Annotated in this window: 16 protein-coding genes; 2 read left to right on the forward strand and 14 right to left on the reverse strand. The window is 39.1% G+C overall.

The window, feature by feature from the left end:
- The first annotated feature begins 379 nt into the window (after positions 1-379).
- Together ACRX5O_RS04440 and ACRX5O_RS04445 are read left to right on the forward strand one after the other, a co-directional pair.
- Entirely contained in the window at positions 380-2,035 is a 1,656-nt protein-coding gene (locus ACRX5O_RS04440) for a glutamine--tRNA ligase/YqeY domain fusion protein (protein ID WP_433904816.1), read from the forward strand.
- Between the two features lie 130 nt (positions 2,036-2,165).
- Positions 2,166-2,627, forward strand: a complete 462-nt coding sequence (locus ACRX5O_RS04445; RefSeq protein WP_433904817.1) for a CBO0543 family protein — start codon at positions 2,166-2,168, stop codon at positions 2,625-2,627.
- A gap of 34 nt (positions 2,628-2,661) precedes the next feature.
- On the opposite strand, the gene ltaS is transcribed toward ACRX5O_RS04445, so the two are convergent.
- The 14 genes from ltaS to hydA form a co-directional block, all read right to left on the reverse strand.
- Positions 2,662-4,656 carry a lipoteichoic acid synthase gene (ltaS, locus tag ACRX5O_RS04450; RefSeq protein WP_433904818.1) on the reverse strand — a complete coding sequence of 665 codons (1,995 nt, stop codon included), beginning with the start codon at positions 4,654-4,656 and terminating at the stop codon, positions 2,662-2,664.
- 238 nt (positions 4,657-4,894) lie between these two features.
- Positions 4,895-5,524, reverse strand: coding sequence for a precorrin-2 dehydrogenase/sirohydrochlorin ferrochelatase family protein (locus ACRX5O_RS04455; RefSeq protein WP_433904819.1), 630 nt, complete (start codon positions 5,522-5,524; stop codon positions 4,895-4,897).
- A gap of 18 nt (positions 5,525-5,542) precedes the next feature.
- The gene (gene cobA / locus ACRX5O_RS04460; protein ID WP_433904820.1) at positions 5,543-7,012 is read right to left on the reverse strand and encodes a uroporphyrinogen-III C-methyltransferase; all 1,470 of its coding nucleotides are present in this window, start codon (positions 7,010-7,012) and stop codon (positions 5,543-5,545) included.
- Between the two features lie 48 nt (positions 7,013-7,060).
- Complete coding sequence (gene nirD, locus ACRX5O_RS04465) at positions 7,061-7,420, reverse strand: nitrite reductase small subunit NirD (RefSeq protein WP_433904821.1); 360 nt, start codon at positions 7,418-7,420, stop codon at positions 7,061-7,063.
- Between the two features lie 37 nt (positions 7,421-7,457).
- Complete coding sequence (gene nirB / locus ACRX5O_RS04470) at positions 7,458-9,893, reverse strand: nitrite reductase large subunit NirB (protein WP_433904822.1); 2,436 nt, start codon at positions 9,891-9,893, stop codon at positions 7,458-7,460.
- Positions 9,894-10,099: 206 nt separating this feature from the next.
- Positions 10,100-12,808 carry a tetratricopeptide repeat protein gene (locus ACRX5O_RS04475; protein WP_433904823.1) on the reverse strand — a complete coding sequence of 903 codons (2,709 nt, stop codon included), beginning with the start codon at positions 12,806-12,808 and terminating at the stop codon, positions 10,100-10,102.
- A 239-nt stretch (positions 12,809-13,047) separates the two neighbouring features.
- Positions 13,048-14,295 (reverse strand): M20 family metallo-hydrolase, encoded by a 1,248-nt coding sequence (locus ACRX5O_RS04480; protein WP_433904824.1) that lies wholly within the window; start codon positions 14,293-14,295, stop codon positions 13,048-13,050.
- 20 nt (positions 14,296-14,315) lie between these two features.
- A complete protein-coding gene (gene ald / locus ACRX5O_RS04485) occupies positions 14,316-15,419 on the reverse strand; it encodes an alanine dehydrogenase (RefSeq protein WP_433904825.1) in 1,104 nt (367 codons plus the stop codon).
- 48 nt (positions 15,420-15,467) lie between these two features.
- Positions 15,468-16,826, reverse strand: a complete 1,359-nt coding sequence (locus tag ACRX5O_RS04490; RefSeq protein ID WP_433904826.1) for an aspartate aminotransferase family protein — start codon at positions 16,824-16,826, stop codon at positions 15,468-15,470.
- A gap of 31 nt (positions 16,827-16,857) precedes the next feature.
- Positions 16,858-18,324, reverse strand: a complete 1,467-nt coding sequence (locus ACRX5O_RS04495) for a CoA-acylating methylmalonate-semialdehyde dehydrogenase (RefSeq protein ID WP_433904827.1) — start codon at positions 18,322-18,324, stop codon at positions 16,858-16,860.
- 112 nt (positions 18,325-18,436) lie between these two features.
- A complete protein-coding gene (locus tag ACRX5O_RS04500; protein WP_433904828.1) occupies positions 18,437-20,086 on the reverse strand; it encodes a PucR family transcriptional regulator in 1,650 nt (549 codons plus the stop codon).
- 74 nt (positions 20,087-20,160) lie between these two features.
- Positions 20,161-20,382, reverse strand: coding sequence for a hypothetical protein (locus tag ACRX5O_RS04505; RefSeq protein WP_433904829.1), 222 nt, complete (start codon positions 20,380-20,382; stop codon positions 20,161-20,163).
- 14 nt (positions 20,383-20,396) lie between these two features.
- Positions 20,397-21,869: an NCS1 family transporter gene (locus ACRX5O_RS04510; RefSeq protein ID WP_433904830.1), complete on the reverse strand. Its 1,473-nt coding sequence runs from the start codon at positions 21,867-21,869 to the stop codon at positions 20,397-20,399.
- Between the two features lie 92 nt (positions 21,870-21,961).
- The gene (gene hydA, locus ACRX5O_RS04515; protein WP_433904831.1) at positions 21,962-23,377 is read right to left on the reverse strand and encodes a dihydropyrimidinase; all 1,416 of its coding nucleotides are present in this window, start codon (positions 23,375-23,377) and stop codon (positions 21,962-21,964) included.
- Positions 23,378-23,383: the final 6 nt, after the last annotated feature.

Here is a 23,383-nt window from a genome sequence, read left to right on the forward strand (position 1 = left end):
TAATAATTGGAGGAGATGTTATATACAACCATGTATGGAATTTTTAATTTTTCTTAGAAAAAGGAGCCTTTTATATTACATGTATATTACAGCGTGGAATGTACTGCTGTATTTGTTTGTGAAAATAATGTTACAGGAATATTACAAGTATGAAATTTTTCTGGAAAAGTTTTTTGAATTTGGTCAATCTTACTAATAAAAACGTTTGCATGTATAGTAATAGAGTTTCCTATAAATGAATATTAAAATAATTTTCTGAAAACAAGTCTTGACATTATTAACAAATCGCAAATATTAAGGGTTTTTAATTATGTTGCTGATATATTATAATGAAAGACAAAAGATATTTAAAACAGTTACATAGAAAGGCTGATTCTGGTTGGAAACTTCAAATTTTATTAAGACAATTATTAAGGAGGATTTAGAAACGGGAAAACATAAAGAGATTATTACCCGCTTCCCTCCTGAACCAAACGGATACTTACATATTGGTCATGCAAAATCGATTGTGATTAACTTTGGTTTAGCAGACGAGTTTAATGGACGTACAAATCTACGCTTTGATGATACTAACCCATTGAAAGAAGATCAAGAATACGTTGATTCTATTAAGGAAGATGTAAAGTGGCTTGGCTTTGAGTGGGAAGAGCTTCGATTTGCTTCAGACTACTTCGAGGAAATGTATGACAGAGCCGTATTATTAATCAATAAAGGTCTTGCCTATGTGGATGATTTAACAGCTGATGAAATTCGTGAATATCGTGGAACACTTACGGAGCCTGGGAAAGAAAGCCCATATAGAAATCGCTCAATTGAAGAAAATCTTGAATTATTTGCTCGTATGCGCAAGGGAGAATTCGAGAACGGTCAAAAGGTACTTCGTGCAAAAATTGACATGAGTTCACCTAATATTAACCTTCGTGATCCAGTTATTTATCGTGTTTCTCATGCAAGTCATCATAATACAGGTGACAAATGGTGTATCTACCCTATGTACGCTTTTGCACATCCACTAGAGGATGCAATTGAAGGTGTTACTCACTCATTATGTACAACGGAATTTGAAGATCAACGTCCTCTTTATAATTGGGTTGTAGAGCAATGTGAAATGGAGAGCCAGCCACAACAAATTGAGTTTGGCCGCCTAGGGCTTACCAATACGGTTATGAGTAAGAGAAAACTAAAACAGCTTGTTGACGAAGGCTTTGTAGATGGATGGGACGACCCTCGAATGCCAACGATTTCTGGATTACGAAGAAAAGGCTATACTCCAGAAGCCATTCGTGAGTTTGTAAAAGAAACAGGAATTTCAAAAGGGTCAGGTGTGGTAGATTCTGCAATGCTTGAGCATTTTGTTCGTGAAGATCTAAAGTTGAAAGCACCAAGAACGATGGGTGTGCTTCGACCTTTAAAGGTAGTTATTACGAATTATCCTGAAGGCCAAGTAGAGATGCTTGATGCTGAGATAAATCCGGAGAATCCTGAAATGGGCATCAGACAAATTCCGTTCTCTAGAGAAATATATATTGAGCAAGATGACTTTATGGAGAATCCTCCAAGTAAATACTTCCGCCTCTTCCCTGGCAATGAAGTGAGACTGAAGCACGCTTACTTTATTAAATGTGAAGACGTCATCAAGGATGAGAATGGCAATGTCGTTGAAATCCACTGTACGTATGATCCGGAGACAAAGAGCGGAACGGGCTTTACGGGAAGAAAGGTTAAGGGTACTCTACATTGGGTGGAAGCATCACAAGCGATTCCAGCAGAGTTCCGTCTGTATGAGCCTCTTATCTTAGACAACACTGCCGAGGATGAAGAGGAGTCAGAAAGCAAAACCTTCCTTGATAACGTGAATGAAAATTCATTGCAAAAAATTAACGGATTCATTGAACCAAATATGTCTGACATTAAGGCACATGATAAATTCCAATTTTTCCGTCACGGTTACTTTAATGTAGATCCAAAGGACTCAAAACCATCACATATTGTATTTAATCAAATCGTTTCGTTAAAGAGTTCTTTCAAATTATAAAAAAAGGAAGGTCAATCCAAGTGGATTGACCTTCCTTTTGGTTCGCATGAAATTCTCATTAAAGTTTGGAAATAATAGAAAAAGTAATAGAAACGAAAAGATTCAACATGCTATAGAGATGAGGTATGTTATGGAGAAAAGAATTTTAAAAGGTTTACTTATAATGGGATTATTTCTTTTACCTTTTACTATCAAAGGTAAACATATAAACGATTGGATTATTATTTTCTTATTAAAAGGATTTTTTTCGAGTTTTATGGATACCTTCTTGACTAGACGAAATAAAGTGTCTTATCCTAAGCGATTTTTGCCTGAATATTTTCAGATTAATGTTTTATTTGACTATTTACTCTTTCCAATCACTTGTGTACTTTTTAATCAATCCACCTATAATTCGAACGTGTTAGGAATCATGATAAAAGCTCTATTATTTAGCACCCCTATGACCATTATCGAGACGATCTTTGAGAAAAAAACGAAGTTAATTAAATTTAGTAAACAATGGTCTTGGATTCATACCCTTATCTCTGAAATGTTAACGTTTATGGGGACTAGACTATTTATAGGTCTAGTTAGAAAATATAGCAAATAAAAACTGCAAGGAGAGTTTCTCCTTGCAGTTTTTATTATTGGCTTATCTCTTCTTGGGCTGGTACTTCAGTCTCGTCAGTTTCTTTATTTTCATCGGTTTCTACTTCAGTTTCTGTTTTTGTCTCAGCCTTGTTTGTATAGTCATAATCATCAGGATTTACTGGTGTAAAACCATCTGGTGTATAGAAACGAAGCAAGTCTTTATTTACAATCACGTCAGATGTACGGAGCTTTTCTTCTGTTTGCTCCTTCATGCGAGTGATTTCTTCTGTTTCCTCGATGCGCTCTCCAGTTGCTGTATTGTAGAGTCTACCATCGATATAAGTAACAGATTCACTAATAAAGTTTCCGTTACGGAATGGTACAACGGCATCGTGCTGTGGTGAAAATAAATCAGTACCAAGCTGTACATATTCCTTCGTGCTTACACCAAGTAAATGTAGAACGGTTGGCATTAAGTCGATTTGACCACCGTATTGATGCATCGTTCCACCTTCAACACCTGGAATGTGTATGAAAAGTGGTACTCTTTGAAGTTGTGCACTTTCAAATTCATTTACCTCTTTATCAAGCACAATCGACATGGCTTTATTATGATTTTCTGAAATACCATAATGGTCACCATACATAACGATCATTGAATTTTCATATAAACCACTTTCCTTCAGGTACGTAAAGAATTCGCTTAAAGCTTCATCTAAATAACGCGCTGTTTGGAAATAGTTATCAACCGAAGTGTCTCCAGTTGTATGCTTTTCGATTGTTGCTTCCTCTTGATCCATTGGATATGGGAAGTGATTCGATAAAGTAATAAATTTAGCATAGAAAGGCTGTGGTACTGACTCTAGTAATGAAACAGATTCCTGGAAGAACGGTTTATCTTTAAGACCGTAGTTAAGGACATCTTCTTCTTTTGCATTGTAATAGCTTAAATCATAAAACTTATCGAAGCCAAGTCGCTTATAAATTTCATCGCGGTTCCAGAACGTACGATTGTTACCATGGAACACCGCTGATGTGTAGCCTTGTTGTCCAAGAACGGCAGGTGCTGCTTGGTACGTGTTACGTCCTCTTGTTGAGAAAGCAGACCCTTGTGGTAATCCATATAATGAGTTTTCTAACATAAATTCAGCATCAGCTGTTTTCCCTTGCCCAGTCTGATGGAAGAAATTATCAAAATAAAACGTATTGGAATCTCTCGTTAATGAATTCATAAACGGAGTAACTTCTTGTCCGTTTAATTGGTAGTCAATAAGGAAATTTTGAACAGACTCTAAGTGAATATAGATCACGTTCTTCCCTTTTGCTACACCAAATAATTCTGGGTTTGGCTCAGCGTATAACGCTCTTGTGAAGTTTTGCACTTCTGTAATATCGTCCGTGTCTGCCATTGCACGTTGAGCAGATACACCTGTGCTTTGAATCGCGTCATAAATGGTAAAGTTGTACATACCTAAATATTTAACGATATAGTTACGGTCAAATGTTCTTGTTAATAGCTGAGGACGATCTGTCTCAGCAAGTCCAAGATTGACTGCAAAGAAACCAAGACCAGTAAGAAATACTAGAGCAAGTTGTCGTCTTTTTAATTTTCCAACCATCGGTGTTACTCGCTTAGTTAGTAACAGTGTAAGCAAAATCAATGTGTCTACGAAATACAATGAATCCGTTGGTCGAAGTAACGCTAAAATACTTCCTCCAAGATCAGATGCGTTACCTGTTTGAGTTAATGTTGGCAACGTTATGAAATCAGAGAAAAAGCGGTAATAGACAATGTTAGCAAACAATAAGAAAGTAAGAAGGAAATTAAAAGTCACTAGCATCTTTAGTGATCTTTTCCCCTTGAAAAATAAAGCAAGTCCTAGAAAGAGAATTGCAGAACTAATTGGGTTTATAAATAACAAAAACTTCTGTATTCCATTATCAAGATCCAAGTTAAATTCAAATCGATATGCTCCATATGTTTTAATCCACAAAAGAATAATTGCCACAATATAAAATTGTACATGTGTTAATTTTTTGTTAAGCATATTTAATCACCTCTTCATCATTAAAACCTTTACTATAATAGCTCATTTTTAGTAATTGTCAATATCTTAAATAGTAGCGAGTAACAAACAATAGTGTACAACATAGTTATTAACAAATTGTGACGACTTTTGTCTTTTCTTAAAAAATATTTAATATTCTCTTTAAAAATACCATTAATATTTAGCATCATGTTTACAAAAACAGATTATACCATAAAAAAAAGGAGTAAGGCACCCCTTACTCACAATTATTAATTATATTTTTGTAAATTTTTTGGAAGCGCTTTTCTCTCTCTTCCGTACGAAATATCGGATCTTCTACAAGCAATAAGAGCAATTTTCTTCTTTTACCTACGTCCTTTACACTCTCTTGAATATAGGTACGCTTTTCCATCAGGAACTCTACATAATCTTCATATTCTTCACCATAAATGTCCTCTAGCTCATTTTTAATTTTTTTTGATAAGCTTGGACTAGCACCTGAGGTCGTAACAGCAATGGCAAGCCTCCCTCTTCTAACGACAGAAGGTACGATTACGTTAGAAGAGGAATGATCATCAGCAAAGTTTACGAGTTGATGGGGACTGACCCCTTTCTGTAGTTCACTACTCACATGTGGATCATTGGTAGCAGAGATAATGTAGAAAGCATCCTCAATATCATTTAGTTCAAATTTCTTCTGAATCCAATGAACCGAACCATTGCTTACATAGGTAAGAATGGACTCAATGAGAGTGGGACTTATGATGGTAATGACCGCTTCTGATTGCAATAATCCTTCTAGTTTACGAGCAGCAATTTGTCCCCCGCCAATTACGTATACCTTTTTGTGTTTTAGATTTAAAAAAACAGGATATAAGTTTTCCATTTCATCACCGTTTGCTATTTAGGAATCAGACTTATTAACTAAAGTAAATACAAGTGATGGGATGGTTGCTTCTTTTGTTTGCTCTGCCCCTTGTATATCATGTGCTAGAAGCGCATCCATCGTTTGATTTCCTAAGCAGTATATTTCTAGTTCTTTTACCGTATCTATTGTTAGAAAATCAGTTTTTTCAAGTGCTTTTATCAATATTGGTACAGAAGCGGAACTCGGAAAGATTACTGTATTAAGCTTAGAGTCGTCAAGCATACGCTTAAAAATAGGAAGATAGCTTTCATCCACTTCTTTTATTGAGGTTGTAAAGGTATCAAAATTCCCAAAATTCAAGACGTCTTGACTAGTTTCTTCTATATTATTACTATTTCCAATAAGGAGGATAGTCCCTCCTTTTCTTAATTTTTCAATTGGATTAGCGAGCAGTCCTTTATTCAACAGTTGATTTACTGATTTCCTCGACAAGCCGTACAAATCAGCTTGGATTGAGCGAATATCTATTTTCTCTTCCATCAATATTTGGAAGAATTCGTCAACACTCTCAGGAGACGTAAATATGATGGAAGAATACATAGAAAGCTTTGATAAAATAAGGTGATCTGGAGTGATTTTTACGCGTTTCCACTTAGGGAATTCAATCACGTCAGCCCCTTGTTCTTCTAATGCCTTTGCTATATTGCTTGTGTTCAACCCTGTTCTTGGAAGCAATACTTGGCGGCCAAATAATGGTTTTTTCTCAAACCAGCTGATTTTTTCTCTAAGAGAAGCGATGTTTCCTACAAGTGTGATGGCTGGATTCGTAAACTTTGCTTCCTCTACACGCTGAACGATAGTTTCAAGTGTACCTTCTAGTGTTTTTTGACGTCCAAATGTTCCCCACTGTATGAGCGTGACTGGTGTTGAAGCTGGTTTGCCATGTGAGAGTAAATTCGTACATATATGAGAAAGATTGCCTACTCCCATGTAAAAAGCAATCGTATCGATTCCTTTTGCAAGGCCTTCCCAATTGAGTGCGGATTTTCCATCTTTTGATTTATCATGAGCCGTAACAATGGCAAACGATTCTCCATATTCTCGGTGGGTTACTGGAATGCCGGCATAAAGAGGGGCTGCAATTCCGGAAGTAATTCCTGGAATCATTTCAAACGAAAGCCCATTTTGAGCTAATGCCTCTGCTTCTTCTCCTACTCGTCCGAATACTCCAGGGTCTCCTCCCTTTAATCGAACGACGATTTTTCCTGAAGCTGTTTTCTCTACAAGAAGATCATTTATTTTTTCCTGCCTGAGGGTATGACGATCAGGAAGCTTTCCACAGTAGATAAACTCACAATTTGGAGGTGCAAAATCCAGAAGCTTTGGGTTTGCAAGTCGGTCATATAGAATAACCTCCGCTCTTTGAATGGCTTCTAGGCCTTTTACTGTAATGAGACCAATATCCCCTGGTCCTGCTCCAACTAAAAATGCTTTTCCTGTTGTCATACAAACTTCCTCCCCTAAGGCAAATGGGGGCGAAGTCGCCCCCATCCTTTATATTAGTAATAAAATGCGATTATCCTCTACTTCTACATCATACGTTTTTACTTGTCCTTCGTCTGGTGCTTGCACCTTACCATCATTCAAAGAGATTTTCCAATCATAAAGTGGACAGTATACATAGCTTCCACTAACTAAGCCGTCTGCCAATGTGCCTCCCTTTGGATGTGGACTTTTGTTCTCAACTGCTTTTACTTCTCCAGTTGATAATTTAAATAGGACTATTTCTTTTTCGCCAAGTCTGATCACTTTTCCTGCTTGATGTGCTAATGTTTGATAATTTCCGACATCAACCTTTGTTAATGTTTGTGGCATATCAATCACCAAAACCTTTCCTTTAATTTTACCCATCATTTTCGTCTTCGTAAATATTAATTTTTCATTTACGATATTAGACTAAAACTTCTGGAATTTCCTCTGTTTTGTAGTATTTTTCACGAATTTGTTGATTTTTCAATGCTTCATTCCAAGGCTCTGTGTATCTAGTTAGGGAACGATCAAGTTTCTCCGTTAATTCTTTTCTTACTTCAGCATCCTGCAATACTTCTTTTACATGATCTAGCCCCACACGTTCAATCCAAGTAGATGTACGCTCTAGGTAATTCGCGGTTTCACGGTAGTATTGAATATAAGCACTAATCATTTCCATTACTTCTTCTTCAGTCTTTAACGTGCAGAGAAGGTCACCAGCACGAAGATCGGTTCCTCCGTTACCGCCTACATACAACTCAAATCCGCCATCGATTCCGACTATCCCCATATCTTTAATTCCTGCTTCAGCACAGTTACGTGGACAACCAGATACTCCCATCTTAAATTTATGTGGAGTGTCTAGACGTTCAAATTTCTTCTCAAGGTCGATTCCTAGTTGCATTGTATCTTGTGTACCATAACGGCAGAATTGAGATCCCACACATGTTTTTACGGTACGTAATGTTTTTCCGTAGGCATAACCAGATGGCATACCAAGGTCTTCCCAAACATTTGTCAGATCTTCCTTTTTCACACCTAGCAATGCGATACGCTGTCCACCCGTAAGCTTAACAAGCGGTATATTGTATTTCTCAGTTACTTCAGCAATTTTCTTTAAGTCATCAGCATTCGTTACACCACCGTACATTCTTGGAACAACAGAGTATGTGCCGTCCTTTTGAATGTTTGCGTGCATTTTTTCGTTAACAAGTCGAGAATCACGTTCATCAAGGTATTCTTCAGGATGCAGCATACCTAAATAGTAGTTAAGAGCAGGACGACATTTGCTGCAGCCTTCCTCGTTGTTCCAGCCAAGAACATTCATGACTTCTTTTGTACTCATCATGCCTTTTTCTTTAATTTCAGCAACAACCTCGTCACGACTTAATGTTGTACAGCCACATAGAGTCTTTTTATTAGCCTTTGTTGCATCAAATGAATCACCCAATGTGTAAGCAAGAATTTCACCAACAAGGCCCTTACAACGACCGCAAGAACGTCCGGCGTTTGTACAGCTAGATACTTGATCAACTGTTGTAAGTCCTTTAGTTTGAATGGCTTCCACGATGGTTCCCTTTGATACGCCGTTACATCCACACACAATCTCCGTATCCGGCATAGAGTCAACGCTCATGTCTGCTTGACCCCCACCACAGCAACCAGAATCAAGAATACTAGCGCTTGTTTTACCACTTACATCTTCTTTATCAACAAGCATGCGGAACAATTTTGTGCTATCCTTTGTGTCACCGTATAGAACAATCCCTACCACTCGATTGTCTCTTACTAGTATCTTTTTATAGATGCCTTCAAATTCATTGTGAACTTTAATTGCTTTTGTTGATTTATCATCAATAATTTCACCCGCAGAATACAGATCAACATCAGATACCTTTAGTTGAGTCCCTGTAACCGATCCTTCATACGGTGCAACCTCTAATCCGAGTATTCTCTGTGCCAAAACCTTCCCTTGTTCATACAGTGGGGCCACCATTCCATACGTAACTTCTCTATGTTCTGCACATTCCCCAACCGCATATACATTAGGTGTATTTGTTTCCATAAAGTCATTTACGACAATCCCACGGTTTACGTTAATTCCAGCTTCTTTTGCAAGCAGTGTATTTGGTTTAATTCCAACAGCCATAACGACTAGATCTGTTTCGATTTCTGTTCCATCGCTAAATCGAAGACCTGTTACGCGGTCATCTCCAAGAATTTCACTCGTTTGTTTTTGGAAAAGGAACTTCATCCCTTGAGCTTCAAGTTCTTCTTTCAGCATCGTTGCAGCTGTCTCATCTAGCTGTCTTTCCATTAGGTGTGGCATCAAATGAACCACATGTACTTCCATACCAAGGTCAATTAAACCTCTTGCAGCTTCTAGACCAAGAAGGCCACCACCGATGACTACTGCTTTTTTATGAGTACGAGCTACTTCCATCATATTTTCACAATCTTGGATATCACGGAAGCCTGTTACGCCTTGTTTATCTGCACCGGGTACCGGAAGGATGAATGAGCTTGATCCTGTTGCGATAATAAGTTCATCGTAAGCAACGATTCTTCCCGTTGAAGATACGACTGTCTTTAACTGTGTATTGATCTTTGTAACTGCTTCATTTGTATATAGAGTGATATTATTTTCACGGTACCATTCCCATTCATTTAGGAAAATGTCATCTACCGTTGTTTTCCCTTGCAATACATTTGATAACTGAATTCGGTTGTAGTTTGGATATGGTTCGTTTCCAAAGATTGTTATATGAAAAGTATCGGGTGTTAGTTTTAGAATTTCCTCTACTACTCTTACTCCAGCCATCCCGTTACCAATAAGAACTAAATGTCGTTTTTCCATTTTGTTATGTCCTCCCTAGCCTGAGCTTTATGCTCGTTATTTCACAATCGACTTGATAGCTCTATTTTAACTTCTTTTATGTTGAAAACTTGTGAAGTTTGTCACACTTTCACAAACTATGTGAAGGTATTCACATTTTGTTCAAAAAGTTTAGGTGGGTGAATGAAAAAAGCTGGTGCATATGTTTGCACCAGCTTGAAAACTGCTTATACTTCTTGTTTGACTTTAGGAAGTCCAGTAAATAGGAATTCATATTGCTTATAACGGACCGTGAATAGCTTAATTGGATCCTCAAAAGCTGTTGGATTATGCTGAAGCTTTGTTAAAGATTGCTCATACTGGCTGATCTTTTCTACTAAATCTTCTGCCGTATGTGTTAACTCATCCTTTGGCTTTTGAAAGAACGATTCTAAATCCCTTTGTATTGCCATAGCAAAAAAATGATAAGGGGCAAAAAACTGTTTACTTACTTGTTTTGCTACTTCTGAATAATCTTCCGTTTCCACATAGCGCTTGTATTTTTGCTGCAGCATGGCTTTATTTTGACCGATGCCAGCGAATAGCTTACCTGCGCCCTTTAGTAATAATTGTGTTGGATTATGCTTTAACATAATGTTGATGTGTTCTAATTGAACACCACTTGTCAACCGTCCAGTGTCTCTTCTCCAGTCATGAAGTAATTGATCATCTACTGGAAATTGAAATTTTTCAATTCCGTATAAGCCATTAAAGCTTGTAGCCATTTCATCTAAATAAGCACGAATTTGCTGTAGTTCCTCTTTCGTAAGACCAATCCATTTTTGAAGGGAGGAGTAGAGCTTTGGAAGGGTGGTGTTTTGTAAATATTCCTCCATGCGCCTGTTCATTTCCTCGTTTAATTGAAGATGGATAGTGGCAAGGTTGCTTTGATCTGTAATAGATTCAGCTGTTGTCTTTAGTACATTAGGTATGTCTGCTTCTACTTCTGCAGAAAGCTCCTGCAGGATCGTAACATAATTGCTCTTCAGTCTTTCTCCAACTTCCTGTTCTAAATCACCTAGCTGCATGGAAGCTCCACTAACCTTAGCTAACATTTCTTTGTTCCATTGAATGACATCGATTAATTTTTCTTCTTTATCAGCTCGTTTAGCTAACAGATAGTGTAGTGTTTCTTTAATAAAGTAAAGCTCTTTTCTAGTTCTTCTTTCGTTGGATTGCTCGCTGTTAACATCTTTCAAAATGTCACTCCAGACCAGAGCCTTAGAAGACGTGTACGGGTAAATGTCAGCATTCGGGAAGATAGGATTCAGGTTCTTCTTAATGGTTTCCAAATAATAAGAAACGCCAGTCTCTTCTTCTACCGCATTTGGGATCGGAAGGATAAAAATGAACATATGATCGTTAGCTTGCTGGTTCATTTGCTTGATCACATTCAATTCCATATCGTTTAAGGGATTTTCCTCATTTAAAACATAAATAATGCTATCAGCCATGTGTAAATTAACGGAAAGAGAACTTCTTTCTTGAACCGTTCCACGATACGGTGGTATAGACATTAATGATGTGTTTGCTGCTTTTAATAGTTCATAAGGTCCTTTAGAGTGAATGTAATGATCGGTTGATCCAATTTCCGTAGGACTGTCTACTTGTTTGGATTCCACAGAGTTCACTTCAACTAATTCAGGCTCAGGCAAGTAGCTATACAACGCTAATTTGGAAGACAATTGGTTTACTTGTTCATGTCCAAGCACATCACTTAAAATCGTTGTTTGTAGCTTGCTTGTTCCTGTAAACAATGTAATGGTGCTTTGCTTATTTTGTAGATTCTCCATGATCCATTTCAGCTTATTGCTTACAGGAAGATCTTCTTCTTCAGCCCAAGTAACGATACTAGTGAACAATTGTTTTGTCTGGTGCACATCAATCAGTCCATTTGGTGCTGAATTGGATAATGCATGGTTTGCCTCCGTAACGGTGTCTTCATTGATCGTTCCAGGGAAAACTTCGTTCCATGCAAGTGCTGCACATGCGGTATAGACAAAATGATTTGATTCTGCGAAACGCATCCAATTTTTCAGCAGTAATGGAATGATTTCTTGAATCTCGTTCAAGGAATACTTTCCATTTAAAAATAGCTGAAATGTTTTTAAGTATTGCTGAGATAACAGCTTCCATGATAACTGTTCAGGGAGCTCAGATTGTAGCAGTAATGAATTAAGCTCGCTTACCCAATCGAGTAGCTCTGATTGTTCTTCGTAATTTTCCCATAGCTTAAAAACAATTTTTTCGAATCGAATACGATCAAGGCGTAACAAGTACGATAAAAATGGCGTGTACTCTTCAGGTTTAAAAATTGTGGTTCGTTTTTCATCGCAATATCTTTTAATGACATCGATCCATTCTGGAGAGTTGGTACGCATAAATTCTTTCATTGCAAGATTAATTGCGTTAGCCCAATCTTCTATTTCTTCAAAGAAGAGACGGGCAAGCTCAGTTACTCCTGAATAGTCGGGATGGTTGTTAATGATTTCGCTAATAATAGACGTTGCTTCATGGGTACGACCGTCTTTTACATACAGTCTAAACAGCTGTAAGGAAACTTCTGTATGAAGTACGATGGACTCGGTACTTACTCTTTTATAGATTTCCTCTGCAGTTGAGTATTGCTCTAACTCCAAGTAAGCATCAGCGATATTCTTTTTTGCCCATGGTGCTAATTCATTTTGAATGCTTTCCCATTTAAAGATCGCTGATTCAAAGTCTTTGTATAGGAAATACACTTCCCCTTGCGCGAATCGAATGGGTGTTAAGTCAGGTACGTCCTTTTGTTGCTCCTTATAATAAGCTTCCCCAAGCGAACGTACAGGGAAATCCGTTTCTTGTTCAATTAGGGTTTGATAATATCTTTTCTGAACAAATAGCTTCTCTGATGTCATAATAATTCCTCCATATTTTTTCTCCCCATTCATTTTAATAACCGATAGAGTAAAATATGCTATGATGCTATGTAACTCTTTATTGATTCTGTTAATTATAATATGATTCTACATATTTCGGAGAGAAATCTCCTTTTATGTCGTAAAATGAACAAAAACACCTAGCTCAATAGAACTAGATGTTTGGTGTGTCCACCTCGGATGGACAAAACAACAAATCTGTCCACGAAGGGTGTCTGTCACCTATTGTAGTGGATGACGGTGCGGTAGAGGAGCTCGGTTCCGAGTGAGATATCTTCGATCGTTGAAAATTCCTTAGGATTGTGACTGATTCCGTCCTTGCATCTCACAAAGATCATGCCGTATTCGCATGCATAAGACATGGAAAGAGAATCGTGAAAAGGACCACTCATCAATTCAATAGGATTAAGACCGATCACTTCACTTTGTTGCCTCATGATATTCATTAATCTTTCAGAGCAATACCTTGGTTCGCTATTGGTATCTTCGGAAATGGTACAACGTAAACCATGTGTTTCCGATATTTCTCTGATTTGATTTCTTAAGTTTGCTTCAAGCACATGCCTTCTATTAATATCAATATCTCGTAAATCGACGGTAAAGGTTACTTTCTCAGGGATAATATTGCGAGAGTCCGGGAAAACCTGTAGACTTCCGACGGTTCCCACAGTTGGCGCACTTGGATCCTGACTGGCCAACTCGTTTAGTGCGACAATTACTTTAGCAGCACCAACTAGTGCGTCTTGTCGCATCGACATCGGTACGGACCCAGCATGACCGGCAAATCCTTCTAACTCAATAGAAAGCCAAAGAGGGCCAGATATACCTGTCACAATCCCAACAGGAACCCCCTTTGCTTCTAAAATAGGACCTTGTTCAATATGAAGCTCTAAGAAGGCACCAATGCTCCCTTCTTTATACTCTGATTCCTTAAATCTAGTTGGATCACAGCCGAACTCAATTAGTGCCTCTCTTCTTGTTACTCCATTTTTGTCCTTCCTCTCAAGCTCTCCTTCTTCTAGCTTGCCAAGAATTCCTCTTACCCCAAATAGGCCTTTGTTAAATCGACAACCTTCCTCATCACAAAAGGCAACTACTTCGATGGGAGTATCAGGCACTATGTTTTTTTCTACCATCGTTTGGACAACTTCTAGAGCACCTAATACACCAATTACTCCATCAAATCTTCCTCCATAAGGCTGTGAGTCGATGTGAGAGCCAACTATTAATATAGGTGCATCAGGATTCTTTCCTTCTAGTCTGCCAATTAAGTTTCCAAAATGGTCAATTCGTGCTGCTAATCCAGCATCCTCCATCCATCTTTTAACGGTCTCAACTGCTTTCTTATCATCCTTCGAGAGAGCTAAGCGGCAAACACCTGTATCGGAAATCTTTCCAATCTCCGCAAGCTCCTGTATTCTTTTTTCTAGTCGCTCCTTATTAATTGAAAGTGTTTGTAACGTCATCTATAATCCCTCCTCGACTATTAAATGGTGGAAACGTACGGAAGATTATGTGCCATAGCAACCCCTTCGTAAACAACTTTTCCATCAATGACATTTAACCCTTTAAATAAGGCCTTGTTTTCAGCAAATGCAATTTTATAGCCTTTGTCTGCTATTTCGATAATATATGGAACCGTGACATTTGTTAGCGCAATGGTTGACGTTCTTGGAACAGCCCCAGGCATATTGCCAACTGCATAATGGACGACACCATGCTTCGTATAGGTTGGATCGGCATGCGTGGTCACATGTGTAGCCGTTTCAAAAATTCCTCCCTGGTCAATGGCCACATCAACTATGACAGAGCCTTCCTCCATGAGTCGAACCATTTCTTCTGTTACTAGCTTTGGAGCTTTCATACCAGGAAGAAGAACTGCCCCAATGACTAAGTCCGAATCCGCGACCGCTTGGCCAATCGTATATGGATTCGACATAAGTGTAGTAATAGACGAGCCGAAGATATCGTCTAATTCTCTTAATCTTGCTGCACTCACATCAAGGATAGATACCTTTGCACCTAGACCAATAGCAATTTTGGCTGCATTTGTTCCAACAACGCCTCCACCGATGATCGTTACTTTCCCACGATTTACACCAGGCACACCACCCAGGAGGATCCCTTTTCCACCTTTGCTTTTTTCTAAGTAGGAGGCCCCAATTTGAGCAGCCATTCTTCCTGCTACCTCGCTCATTGGTGTTAATAATGGCAAGCTGCGATCGGGCAGTTGAACGGTTTCATAGGAGATGGCTACTACCTTTTTCTGAATAAGAGCTTCTGTTAAAGAGAAATTGGCAGCTAAGTGCAAATAGGTGAAAAGAATTAATCCTTCATAAAAATAAGCATATTCACTTGGAATGGGTTCTTTTACTTTGATGACCATTTCGCATGCCCAAGCTTCAGCGGCTGTTTCAACGATACATGCTCCCGCTTCTATATACTCTTCATCAATGAAACCTGAAGCCAATCCGGCTCCCTTTTCTACGAAAATATAATGACCTTTTGTGCTTAATTGTAGGACGCCAGCAGGTGTAAGAGCAACGCGGTTCTCTTGGCTTTTGATCTCTTTTGGTACTCCAATTTTCATAGCATTCTTCCTTTCTAGTTACTTTAGAAAACGCACGATGCTCTAAGTTTATTTGACGAGCGCCTCTAGTTCAGTAGTGACAGTTGTAAATAAGAAGTCGAGATCTTCCTCTTTAATGGATAATGGGGGAGATATGGTAAGAACGTTATTAAATCCAGCTACTGTTGCCCCGTTCTTCCCAATAATGAGTCCTTTTTTCTTACAGCCAGCAATCACTTGGTTTACCAAATCCACATCTAATGGTTCCTTAGTGGCTTTATCCTTAACGAGTTCAATTCCTATTAGTAACCCTTTTCCACGAACATCCCCTACGAACGGATGGTTACGTAAGCTTATATTCAATCTCTCCTTTAGTTGTTCTCCTAAATTTTTGGAACGATCAAACAACTTTTCCGTCTCCATGATTTCTAGGTTTTTTAATGCAAGAGCACAAGCAGCCGGATTGCCACCGAATGTATTGACATGGCGGAAGTAATCGTATTCTTCACTGCCTTTAAAAGCTTCATAGATTTCTTTTTTGACAGCTGTTGCTGATAATGGAAGATAGGCGCTTGTTATCCCTTTTGCCATCGTAACTATATCAGGCTTCACTCCGTAATTCATAAAGCCGAATGCTTTCCCTGTACGACCAAATCCGCAAATCACTTCGTCAACAATTAATAGAGCGCCGTGTTTTTCACAAGCTTCCTTAACACCCTTCATATAATTATCAGGCGGAATGAGGATGCCTCCACCGGTAATGATCGGTTCCATGATGACTCCAGCAATCGTTTCACTGAGCTCCCATGTCATCGCTCGCTCGATATCTTTGACAGAGTCGAGCTCCGAGGCTGGACTGTCCAATTGATCGTTTGAGCGATAAGAGTCAGGTGGCGGCACATGAACGAATCCAGGTGCTAGTGGTTCATATTTGTACTTTCGCTGTGCCTGCCCTGTTGCAGCAAGAGACCCCATCGTGTTGCCATGGTAGGCTCGATAACGAGAGATGAATTTATATCGTGAGTGGTTCCCCTTTTGCTGATGATATTGTCTAGCAATCTTAAAGGCTGTTTCATTCGCTTCTGAACCGCTATTCGAAAAAAAGATCACGTATTCGTCGCCCAAAAGTTCATTAATCTTTTCAGCTAATTGAATCGCAGGTGTATGGCTTTGGGTGAGTGGGAAATAAGCCATTTTCTTTAGCTGATCATATGCAGCATCGGCGAGCTCTGGCCGACCATATCCTACATTGACACACCAAAGACCAGCCATTCCATCCAAAAAGCGATTTCCATCAAGATCTGTTACCCAAGAGCCTTCTGCTTTTTCAGCAATCATCGTACCGTTTGGATTGTACGGTTTCATGGAGTGCCATACAAATTCTTTATCTTTTGTTAGAAAATCTTCTCCTTGCTTCATTTGAGCCATCGCAAATTCCCCTTTCTCACCCTGTTATGTTTTAATAGTCGAAACGGGATGTAATCATTTTCTTTCTTGTAAAGAAATTGACGCCATCCTTTCCATTTACATGTAGATCTCCATAAAAGGAGTCCTTCCAGCCGGAAAATGGGAAAAAGGCCATAGTTGCAGGTACACCAACATTGATCCCAAGCATGCCAGCATCTGCTTCTTCTCGGAATTGACGAATAGCAGCTGCGTCCTTTGTGTAAATGGTTGCTCCATTTCCATAACGGGACTTGCGAATAAATGATAAAGCTTCATCCAGGTCCTTTGCCCGTAATAGACTTAAAACTGGGGCAAATATTTCATCCTTTGCAATTTTCATATCAGGAGTAACATGGTCGAAAATAGTTGGTCCAAGAAAACTGCCTTCTTTATGCTGTTCCATCTCTGGTCGCCCGTCGCGAACGAGAGTGGCCCCTTCTTTTACGCCGATATCAATGTACTGTAAGACCTTCTCGCGGTGAGAATCACGGATAACAGGTGTTAGTAATACCTCTTCATCAAGACCATTTCCGATTAGTAATTCGTCTGCCTTTTCCCTAAGTGCAGCTACAAACTCTTCTCCATCACCAACAACAACGACTGCACTACATGCCATACATCGTTGGCCTGCACTTCCATAAGCAGAGCTAATAATATGAGAAACTGCTTTTTCAAGATTGGCATCAGGCATGACGACATGATGGTTTTTAGCACCGGATAATGCCTGCACTCTTTTCCCTTGTGCTGCTGAACGCTCGTATACATACTTTGCAACCGGCTGTGAACCAACGAAGGAAATCGCCTTTACATCTTCATGTTCGATCAGCCCATTCACTACATCATGTGCTCCATGAACAATATTAAGCACTCCTTTAGGAGCTCCGGCTTGAGTAAATAATTCAACTAGTTCGCTGGCTAAAAGAGGCGTTCGTTCCGACGGTTTTAGTACAAAGGTATTTCCACAGGCAATCGCAAGTGGGAACATCCATAGTGGAACCATCATTGGGAAGTTAAATGGTGTAATTCCACCGACTACCCCTAACGGATAACGATACATTTCGGAATCAATATCTTCAGCAATATTGGATAAAGTTTCACCCATCATTAATGTAGGAGCTCCCGCGGCAAACTCGACACATTCAATTCCTCGTTGAACCTCTCCATATGCTTCCTTATACGCTTTGCCATTTTCTTTTACGACTAACTGAGCGAGTTTTTCATGATTTTCTGTTAATAAATAATGGTATTTATATAGAATCCTTGCTCTCTTTGGCACGGGAGTATTTTTCCACATTTGAAAAGCAATGTTTGCTGCTTTTACTGCTTGGTCAACGTCCTCTTTAGAAGAAAGGGGAACGGTTGCGATCACCTCTGAGGTTGCAGGATTTAGCACTTCCAATGAATCTGAACTACAAGCCTCTACCCATTCCCCATTAATATAGTTTTTGAGCTTTACCGTATGCTTTTTGATTACTGTCATTCGTGCATCCCCCTTTTAAATAATTAGTTATCTTCTATTATTATTATTATTATCAAGGATATGCTGCCTTTGTGGCATTAGACGTTTTGTGAAAAAATGCTTGTGTTAAACTTTACATTTTGCCTTCATTGGGGAATAACTGAGGCACTCCTTTCTCCTTCTTCAACTGGGAAGAAAGAAGGAATTCGTGAGACAGAATCATGAACTCAATCGCAAGCCTTTTTTCATGATGTAAAAAGTCCTCACCAAGAAGCTTTTCTAATTTTTCAATACGATGGTAGAGCGTTTGGCGAACGATAAATAATCGCTTAGCCGTTTCCTGCTTGGACCCGTTACAGGCTAGATATGTTTTTAGCGTTTCTAATAACTTGCCATTGTACATATCGTCATAGGTTAAAACGGGCTCGAGATACTCCATGACAATTTCTTGTAGATTAATATGTTTATTTAATAAGGAAATAAGGCGGAAAATATGCAGATCATCGTAAAAATGACTTTGAGAAGGTACGGTTAAGCGGTCTTGGATGCGGATCGTTTCTAAGGAGGTTAAATAGCTTTCATGAACATGGGATAATTGTGTAACAAATTTTCCTACTCCGAGTACAAAAGGACTTGTTTGGTTGGCCATTTTTATATCCGATTTTTCTAAACGTTGAATCCCTTCCTTCATCCGGGCCTTCCACGTTGAGGTGTTTCGTTCGTTAACGAAGATAAAAGTAATTGTATGCTTTTTTTCAATTGAAAAGAGTGTAAATCCTTGAGGTTCAAAAAAAGCACGAACGTATAAATTAAAATAGGTGATATCAAGCATGGAAAAGTCTGAGATTGCTCCTAACTTAAATTGACATACAAATGCTCCTTTCGGTTTAATCTTTGGGAAATGATAGGCCAAATAGTCATGAATGGCATCTTCGCTATGCTCCCCATCTAGCCAACTTGTGAGCCATTCAGATTCCTCAATCCTCTTTTTCTCTTCTACGTATAGTTGTCTTAAAAGGAGTTGCGCCAGTGCAGTTGCGGTTCGATCAAGTATTAAGTGATCAAATTCTGTAAGAGTGCGGTTTTCCGCAATTAGATATAATTCTGCATATGTATCTCCTAATATATGAATCGGCACTTTTGTCATTGTTTGAGGGGCCAGGTCGGTACCTTGATTTCTCTCACTATGAATTATGTGTATAAATTTCTTTTTATCACTTACTTTTACATCCGGAGAAAATTGTATTTCTTGATTGTTAAAGACAATCATCACTTGAATCTGTAAGTATTCCTTCGTAAACTGCAGAATTTCCTTTGTATGGCCGAACGTAAGTAGTTTTTTGTTTAGTTCCTGTGTGTAGCTTTCGAGCTCAGATATCATTTGATATTGACGATTGATTAGGAGGGTATGAATATCTTGAGTGATTTCCACGAATGGTACTTCATTGTGAAAAATGAGCAACGGAAATTGGTGCAGGTTGCAAAGCTCAATAACCTCATTAGGTATATGCGTGGTGTATGTACCTAGTTCAATGCATAATCCAGAAGCGTGTACTTCAATTAATTGCTCTACTACGGATAAAAACAACTCATTATTGTCATGTAATAAGGCACAAGTGGATAAAATAAATTCACCTCCACGCAAAAGGTTGCGAATATTGGTTACTTCTACAATATGTACCCACTTTACTGGACGAATAAGTCCCTCTTCCCCTGCAAGAATTTCAATATCTTCAAAATGATTTCTTTGTAACAAATCTCCTACAGTAATATACGATTTCAAGGAACAGCCCCCTTCCAATTCAATTGGTAAAAACGTGAGTCACGCAGACCTTGTCTGTGTGACTCGCGTTTGTGTTAAGCTCCTTTTTGCTGTTTAATAATCATCACTGAGAAATACTTACGCCCTTCGGCTGTACCGACATGCAAGGTGACGGTTTCTTTTTCTTCAGATTGTTCGTTTACAAAGTCAACAAAGGATCCGCTTAATGTTTCGGTGACATTTTTAATCGTAAATCCTTTTTGAATGAAAAAATCAATCTTATCTCTTTCTTGAAGATATTGATGGTATTCAGACATGAGGTGTCCCCCTTTTATACTTGTGTGTTAATCGGCTCTGTTACAAGAACAGATTCTTCTCCTGCTTCTATATCCCAATCACGTCCGACGGTGATACCGAGGTATTTTTCGTCGCTAGGATCCACGAGCTCAGCTTGCTCATATTTTTTAAACCACCAATACTTGGCTAAGAAATAGTAAATAATGGCCCCTACCAAGAATCCAACAATAAAGGAATAGGTTGATAAATAGTATGCGGCTGCGCCTCCGATGATCCATGAAATCATTCCAGCAAGATTGACCCCATTCATGTATTTGAACTGACCATCTGCTTCGTACAGGTCTGCTACGTTAACTCGTCTTTTGCGAATCACATAATAATCGGTAAATAATATGCCAACGATGGCAGATAAAACCCCACCAATCACGAGTAGAGCAGGAACAATCACTCCAAATAAGCTCCATGGCTGAACGACAATCCCAATCACACCTGCGATGATTACTCCAACCCAGAACGGAACTTTCGGACCGCCAACATTCGAGAAAATCGTAGCTGCTGGAATAACATTTGCTGATGTGTTGGTTGACCATTGTGCTAAAACGATCATAAGGAGAAGAATACCTAGAATAAAGCCAGTAGCTGCTTCTTGTAGAGCGACGACCGGGTCATAATTTAAAACGGCAATATAGGACACTGCGCCGATAATGACCATAAACGTGTTTGTAATCGGCATGGCAATGATATTTCCAAAAATTTGAGCTTTGTTTCGTTTAAACCAATTTCTTTCGTTTTTAGGAGCTTTGATAAAACGGGATAAAGAAGGCATATCCGCGGCAAGAGTAGCCCAAAAGCCCATATTTGCCATAACAACAACCATAAATGCGGTTAATGCAGCACCACCTGTCACCGGACTTTCCACCCAAGTCCAAACGTCTCTACCTTGCTCAATAGCTTTGTCAGATAGGGATGTATACATCCAGGCAGAGATAATAATGATGATCGGAGCGGCCAAATCGGCGAAGCGTTCAATCGCTTTAATCCCTAATGCGGTGTTCACAAGTTGAACAGTAGCAAACAATACGAAGCAAATAAACCAATTATCAAATTGAAAAAGTGCATTTAGTATTCCGTTCATTGCGGTTGCACCAAAGTACGTATTAATACCAAACCAACAAGCAGCGGTTACTCCACGAACGATGGAAGGAATATGAGTACCGATGGTTCCAAATGGTGCTCTCATATAGACGGGGAAGGATAATCCATGTTCGATTCCGATGTCTCCAATAATTGTCATAAAGATTCCAATTGCGACTGAACCAATAATCGTTGCTACAATTACCCAGCCAAGAGGCAGACTCTGTACACCAGAGCCACCAATAGCAAATGCTGCTAAAACGACTGCCATCCCTACCCAAATAATTGAAAAGCCTAATGATCCAATTTTTTTATCGCTGTGGGAAATGGGAAGTAAATCTGGAGACTTTAAATAACCACTACTTTTTTTCATGAAACCACTCCTTTTCTAGTTTTTAATATATAATATTTTCTGGTAATGGAACTTACAGAAAATTTATATCCTTCCCATTTGTATTCTTTGGTTTAAATTGGTACGGATTTGTTTTCAGTTTCTAACGTTTTTCCGTACCTTGCACGTTTAATGTATTGTCCACCACCAATCTTTCCGACAAAGGCATTGTCACGGATTACAAATTCTCCTCTAGAGAGAACCGACACCGGTTCACCAACTACCTCCATTCCTTCAAAGGCATTGTAATCAACCGCCATATGGTGTGTTTTTGCTGAGATCGTCCGCTCAACATTCGGATCAAATATGACAATATCAGCATCTGTACCAATCGCTATGGTTCCCTTTTTCGGATAAAGACCAAAAAGCTTTGCAACCTTTGTTGAGGTGATATCTACAAACTGGTTTAAAGAGATTCTTCCTTTTATCACACCTTCGGAAAACAAGATGGATAATCGGTCCTCGATGATAGGACCTCCATTTGGGATTTTAGAAAAGTCTCCCTTACCAAGACTTTTTTGGCCATCAAAATCAAAGGAGCATTGATCGGAACCTAGGGTTTGCAACTCACCTGTTTTGAGAGCATTCCATAATACATCTTGGTTCCATTTTTCACGCAATGGCGGTGACCACACGTATTTGGCTCCCTCAAAATTTGGTTTTTCGAGATAGGACTGATCAAGAACTAAGTATTGTGGACAAGTCTCTCCCCAAATATCAATTCCTTTTGAGCGAGCTTCTGCTATTTTCTTAGCTGCCTCTGCACAAGAAACATGCACGACGTACAGTTGCGACTCAGCTAACCCTGTTAAAATGGCGGCTCTTCCAGTTGCTTCCCCCTCTACCTCCGGTGGTCGGGTTAATGCATGATATATAGGATCTGTCTGATTCAGCTCAAGTGCTTTCTTTGTTAAGAAGTCAATCACATCCCCATTTTCGGCATGCACCATCACGAGCGCTCCATGCTCCTTTGCCGCTAACAGGGTACGGAATAAGGTTTCATCATCCGCTTGGAATACATTTTTGTATGCCATAAACACTTTAAAGGATGTAATCCCCTCCTCCTTCATGATTGTTGGCAGCTCTTCTAGTACTTGGTCATTAATTTCACCGATCATTAGATGGAAGCTGTAGTCAATAACCGCTTTTTCTTTCGATTTATCGTGCCACACTTTTATTGCATTTTTTAATGGTTCACCCTTATTAGTCAAACAAAAATCGATAACGGTAGTTGTTCCACCAAATGCTGCAGCGATTGTCCCTGTTTCGAAATCGTCTTTTGTTACCGTGCCGCCAAAGGGCATATCTAAATGGGTATGGGGGTCGATTCCACCAGGAAATACGAATTTCCCAGTTGCATCAATCACTTCTGCGTCATTCGAAGGGAGGTTATCACCAATTTGACGAATTGTTCCGTTTTCAATTAGGATGTCAGCCTGATACGTATCTGTCGCTGTTACGATCGTTCCGTTTTTTATTACTTTCTTCAAGTCCGT

Origin of the sequence: Robertmurraya mesotrionivorans (assembly GCF_050971805.1) — a bacterium.
In the GTDB taxonomy this organism is placed as follows: domain Bacteria; phylum Bacillota; class Bacilli; order Bacillales; family Cytobacillaceae; genus Robertmurraya_A.

Bases quoted from the DNA above. Each gene is read 5' to 3' on its own strand.
- nirB (WP_433904822.1), bottom strand. From the start codon at position 9,893: ATGGAAAAACGACATTTAGTTCTTATTGGTAACGGGATGGCTGGAGTA.
- nirD (WP_433904821.1), bottom strand. From the start codon at position 7,420: ATGATGGGTAAAATTAAAGGAAAGGTTTTGGTGATTGATATGCCACAA.
- ACRX5O_RS04480 (WP_433904824.1), bottom strand. From the start codon at position 14,295: ATGACGTTACAAACACTTTCAATTAATAAGGAGCGACTAGAAAAAAGA.
- ACRX5O_RS04445 (WP_433904817.1), top strand. From the start codon at position 2,166: ATGGAGAAAAGAATTTTAAAAGGTTTACTTATAATGGGATTATTTCTT.
- ltaS (WP_433904818.1), bottom strand. From the start codon at position 4,656: ATGCTTAACAAAAAATTAACACATGTACAATTTTATATTGTGGCAATT.
- ald (WP_433904825.1), bottom strand. From the start codon at position 15,419: ATGAAAATTGGAGTACCAAAAGAGATCAAAAGCCAAGAGAACCGCGTT.
- ACRX5O_RS04495 (WP_433904827.1), bottom strand. From the start codon at position 18,324: ATGACAGTAATCAAAAAGCATACGGTAAAGCTCAAAAACTATATTAAT.
- ACRX5O_RS04475 (WP_433904823.1), bottom strand. From the start codon at position 12,808: ATGACATCAGAGAAGCTATTTGTTCAGAAAAGATATTATCAAACCCTA.
- ACRX5O_RS04455 (WP_433904819.1), bottom strand. From the start codon at position 5,524: ATGGAAAACTTATATCCTGTTTTTTTAAATCTAAAACACAAAAAGGTA.
- ACRX5O_RS04505 (WP_433904829.1), bottom strand. From the start codon at position 20,382: ATGTCTGAATACCATCAATATCTTCAAGAAAGAGATAAGATTGATTTT.
- ACRX5O_RS04510 (WP_433904830.1), bottom strand. From the start codon at position 21,869: ATGAAAAAAAGTAGTGGTTATTTAAAGTCTCCAGATTTACTTCCCATT.
- cobA (WP_433904820.1), bottom strand. From the start codon at position 7,012: ATGACAACAGGAAAAGCATTTTTAGTTGGAGCAGGACCAGGGGATATT.
- ACRX5O_RS04490 (WP_433904826.1), bottom strand. From the start codon at position 16,826: ATGGCTCAAATGAAGCAAGGAGAAGATTTTCTAACAAAAGATAAAGAA.